Genomic DNA, 4,018 nt, shown 5'->3' with positions numbered 1-4,018 from the left:
GCTGGGGCTGAGGGATTCGAAGCGCATGACCCCGCGCGCCAGGGAGCGGGTCTTCGCCGCCATGCAGGCGATGGGCGCGGCCTGGGCGGCTCAGGCGGGGAGCGTGGCCCGCATCGAGCGGGAGAACATCCGGTGTGCCTCCCTCTGGGCCATGGGCCGCAGCGTGGCTCGCCTCTGTGCGGCGCAGGGCGTCGAACCGGCCTGCGTGGTGGTGGACGGCCCGGCCTCCGTCCCCGGCCTCGAGGTGGAACAGTGGCCCTTGGTGGCGGCGGACGCGCTGGCGCCGGTGGTCTCGGCGGCCTCGGTGGTGGCCAAGGTGCTGCGGGATCGCGTCATGACGGGACTGGACGCCCTCTACCCCGGCTACGGGCTGGCGCGGCACAAGGGCTATCCCACGGCGGCGCACCGCGAGGCCGTCCGCCGCCTAGGGCCGTCGCCGGTACATCGGCGCTCCTTCTGCCGGAAGTGCCTTGCGGAGCCGGAGGCGCGGCTGTGGATATAAAGCTAAACCCCTTTTAGCCGCGAGTTCCGCGGTGTTAGCCTGTACCCTTGTTTGGCGAACAGCCAAACGGGGCATGCTATGGAGAGTAAGGCTTTGGTCAGGGGCGTAAGCCTTTGGTAACCCACCCTCGGAGAAGCGGGAAGTCAGCGCTAAAGATACCTACTGAGTAGATTTAGGCAGGTCTGAGGGAACGGAGGGATGACGTATGCCCCCGGTAAACAACCTCATCAACCAGAACCTGACGGACCCGAGCCGGACGAGCGCGGGTCAGATCGCGGTTGGCCAGCAGGCTGAAGCCCTCCAGGCGACGCCTTCGCGGGCCCCTGGCCTGCGCACGGGGACCGTGGTCACCGGCAGGGTGCTGGCGGGGAACCCGGACGGGACGTATGCCGTGCGCATCGACGGCCAGGACGCCAACCCGCCCCTTGAACTGCGGGCCAGGGCGACTCTGACCCTCGTCCCCGGCGAGCGGTTTACCGCCCTGTGGGACGCATCGGGGGGCGGCGTGCCGGTGCTGCGCCTGTCGAAGGAGGAACTGTCGTTCCTGGCCCAGATCCCCCAACGGGACCGGGGGCTGGCGACGGCGCTCCTTTCGCGGGAGATGCCCCTTTCGGGGGAGGTCCTGGCCGTCATCCGCGATGCCTGGCGTCGCATGGGGTCCGACGAGGGCCAGATCGCGCCCCTTGTCGAGCTGTGGGCGCGTGGAGTGTCCCTGTCCGCGGAGAACGTGTCCCTGCTGGCGGGCTACACGGCGCTGGACGCGGCGGCGGCCTCGGAGATGTGGAACCGCATCCGCCGGGAGCTGAGGGAGCGGACCAGGAAGGGACAGGACCCTTTAGAGGCCCTCCGCGAGATGAAGGAGGGCAACGGGGAGAAGGCGCGTTTTTTGCAGGCGCACTCCCTCTTGATGCGGGCCCCGCGAAAGGACGTGAACCCCATGCTGCTGGCCGCGCCCTTCTGGCCCCTGCCGGAGGCCGCGGGCGGCATGACCGCGCGCGTCTTTGTCGGGCGCTCGGCGGAGGAGGAGGGCCAGCGCTACTGGCAGGCGGGCTTCGGCCTGACGGGGTCGGCTCTCGGCGCGGTGGCTGGCGTCGTGGAGACGGACGGGCGCGGCTGCAACGTCCTCCTGACCGCCGAGAGTGCAGCGGCCTGCGGCCTGTTGGAGGCCCGCAGGGGTGAGCTGCGGCAGGAGTTGGCGGGCGCAGCCCTGCTGGTCCGATTCATCGGTATCTCCCGTGGCGCGCCGCAGGAAATGCGAGAGCGCCTGCTGGCCGGACGGGGATTGGACGTGACCGTGTGATGGCGGAAGCGAAGCGGGATCAGGCCGTCGCGCTGAAATACGATCGGGAGACGATGAACGCGCCCACGGTGACGGCCAGGGGCGAGGGCTTTATCGCGCGGAAGATCGTGGAGCGCGCCCTTGAGGCGGACGTCCCCGTCCTGGAGGACGCGGCCCTCGTCTCCGCGCTCCTGTCGCTGGAGCTGGGGGAGGAGATTCCGGCGGAGCTCTACACGGTGGTGGCGCGAGTGCTGACCTGGGTCTACCGAGTAGACCGCGAGGCCGCCGGTGGAGGGCGTGATGAGTAGCGCCGGAGACCTGGGTCGCCTGGCCGAAGGATGGGCCACGGACTACGTTCGCTCCCTGGGCTGGCGCGTGCTGGGTCGCAACGTGAAGAACCGCTGCGGCGAGCTGGACGTGGTGGCGCTGGACGAGGTGGAGCGCGAGCTGGTGATCGTCGAGGTACGATGCCGCACGTTGGGCAGGGTGCAGGCGCCCCTCGACTCCGTGGGGCCGCACAAGCTGCGCGCGCTGATCCGTGCGGGCCGGACCCTGGCGGACGAGATGGGCTGGGACGGCCCCTGGCGCATCGACCTGATCGGCGTCACGGTGGGGCGGGGCTCTGAGGGCTGGAGGCTGGAGCACGTCCGGGACGTGACGCGCGGGATGGAGTTTCCGCTGTGAGCGGGATTCTGGGCGCGACGCTGAAGGGGATGGAGGCCCTGCCCGTCGAGGTGGAGGTCGAGATCACGGGCGGACTGTTCGCCATCTCCATCGTCGGGATGCCGGACGTCGCGGTGCGGGAGTCGAAGGAGCGCGTGCGGGCCGCGCTGCGGTCCCTGGGCCTGACGCTGAAGGGCCGCGTCTCAGTGAACCTTGCGCCGGCAGACGTCCCGAAGGAGGGGGCGCTCCTGGACCTGCCCATCGCCCTCGGCATGATGACCGCTTCGGGCCTTCTGGGGGACCTGCCGCAGGCCGTCTACATGGGGGAGCTGGCGCTGGATGGCCGCCTCCGGCGGGTGCGTGGCGCCGTGCCGGCGGCGTTCCTGGCGCGGAGCCTCGGCGTGCCCCTCTACGTCCCGCGCGAGAACTCTGGCGAGGTGGCCCTGGTGCGGGGCGTGAGGGCTTTCTGCGCGGAGACGCTTGCGGAGCTGGCGGCCTGCCTGCGGGGCGAAGCGGAGCCGTCACCCGTGCCGGGAGCGGAGGTCCCGGACCTGCCGGAGACGGCGGACCCGGACTTCGCCGACGTCAAGGGGCAGGCGGCGGCGCGGCGCGCGGCGGAGATCGCCGCGGCGGGACACCACAACCTCCTTCTGGTGGGGTCGCCGGGCAGCGGCAAGACGCTGATCGCGCGGGCCCTGGCCGGCATCCTGCCTCCGCTGACGGACGAGGAGCTGGTGGAGACACTCCTGGTGCGCAGCACCCTCGGCATCTCCGAGGCGCCGGGACGGGCGCGGCCCTTCCGGACGGTGCACTTCAGCGCCAGCACGGTCTCCATCTGCGGGGGCGGCGCTTCCCTGCGGCCGGGGGAGGTGTCCCTGGCCCATCGGGGCGTCCTGTTCCTGGACGAGTACACGGAGTTTCGGCGGGACCTTACGGAGAGCCTGCGGGCGCCCATCGAGGACGGGCGGATCGTCGTGAGCCGGGCGGCCGGCACGGTGAGCTACCCCTCGCGGGTGTTGCTGGTGCTGGCGGCCAACCCCTGTGCCTGCGGCTTCGCCGGGGACCCCGTCGTGAAGTGTACCTGTTCTTCTCTGGAACTGGAGCGCTACCGGCGCAAGCTGTCGGGCCCCATCCTGGACCGCATCGACCTGCAGATCGACGTGCCGCGCCTGACGCCGGAGGAGCTCCTCTCCTTCTCCGGGACGTCGGAGCCCAGCGCCGCGATCCGGCGGCGCGTCATCGCCGCGCGGGCCATTCAACAGGAGCGCTGGGCGCCCTACGGCCTCGTGTGCAACGCGGAGCTGCCGGAGCGGCTGGTGCGCCGCTGCCTTGTCCTGTCGGCGGACGCGCGGGCCTACCTGTCCGGCATGGCAGAGCGGCTGCACCTGTCGGGCCGCGGCCTGAGCCGCGTGCTGAAGGTGGCCCGCACCATCGCGGACCTGGCGGGGGAGACGGAGCTGACGACGAAGCACCTGGCGGAGGCGCTGATGTACCGCTGCGGCTCCGGGAGTCGCGGTGGATAAGGGCGGATAGAGAGGCCCGGCCCTGTTCCAAGCTTGCCAGAAGTTTTCCCC

General features: G+C 71.1%; 5 protein-coding genes. All 5 read left to right on the top strand.

All coding sequences use genetic code 11. The annotated features are described in order from the left end of the window. Positions 1-502, top strand: a 502-nt coding sequence (locus SY1_RS05360) for a ribonuclease HII (RefSeq protein ID WP_208872972.1), incomplete at its 5' end; no start/stop codon positions are given. A gap of 205 nt (positions 503-707) precedes the next feature. Next, positions 708-1,802, top strand: coding sequence for a flagellar hook-length control protein FliK (locus SY1_RS05355; protein WP_015556413.1), 1,095 nt, complete (start codon positions 708-710; stop codon positions 1,800-1,802). Next, a complete protein-coding gene (locus SY1_RS05350) occupies positions 1,802-2,089 on the top strand; it encodes an EscU/YscU/HrcU family type III secretion system export apparatus switch protein (protein ID WP_015556412.1) in 288 nt (95 codons plus the stop codon). The genes SY1_RS05355 and SY1_RS05350 overlap by 1 nt, the downstream gene beginning before the upstream one ends. Next, positions 2,082-2,465, top strand: a complete 384-nt coding sequence (locus SY1_RS05345) for a YraN family protein (protein ID WP_015556411.1) — start codon at positions 2,082-2,084, stop codon at positions 2,463-2,465. Before SY1_RS05350 ends, SY1_RS05345 begins: the two co-directional genes overlap by 8 nt. After that, positions 2,462-3,967: a YifB family Mg chelatase-like AAA ATPase gene (locus SY1_RS05340; protein WP_208872970.1), complete on the top strand. Its 1,506-nt coding sequence runs from the start codon at positions 2,462-2,464 to the stop codon at positions 3,965-3,967. Before SY1_RS05345 ends, SY1_RS05340 begins: the two co-directional genes overlap by 4 nt. The last annotated feature ends 51 nt before the right edge of the window (positions 3,968-4,018 follow it).

Source organism: Fretibacterium fastidiosum, assembly GCF_000210715.1.
Lineage (GTDB): Bacteria > Synergistota > Synergistia > Synergistales > Aminobacteriaceae > Fretibacterium > Fretibacterium fastidiosum.
This window is presented reverse-complemented; position numbering and strand designations above follow the sequence as displayed.